The following is a 299-nucleotide window of genomic DNA, read 5'->3' on the forward strand; positions in this document are numbered from 1 at the left end:
GTGTAGCAGAGCGAATTGGTTTTTCATCAACTAGTATATAGCGCTCCCCTTCAGCACCAGCATCTAACAAATGCACAATCGCACGACCGCAATCTTCCACATGAATTAAAGACATCATAGGTTTATAGCCTTTCAGTCCAGTAACTGGTTTTCCACTATAAATGTCATTCAAAAATAATTGTGGCATCCACGAATCTGGACCATATACTTGCCCTGGAAGAGCTGTAATAACGGGTACTCCCTTTTTAATATAATCCCCCAAAGATTTTACAGATGGTTCAATATAAGGTCCCCACCCC

General features: G+C 41.1%; 1 protein-coding gene. It reads right to left on the minus strand.

Going from position 1 to position 299, the window contains the following annotated elements; all coding sequences use genetic code 11:
• A partial coding sequence (locus tag AOA60_RS32325) for an NAD-dependent epimerase/dehydratase family protein (RefSeq protein ID WP_143522482.1) occupies nucleotides 1–299 on the minus strand: 299 nt, incomplete at both ends.

The sequence above is a fragment of the Pseudomonas sp. 2822-17 genome, from assembly GCF_002742485.1.
GTDB classification, from domain to species: Bacteria; Pseudomonadota; Gammaproteobacteria; order Pseudomonadales; family Pseudomonadaceae; genus Aquipseudomonas; species Aquipseudomonas cyclaminis.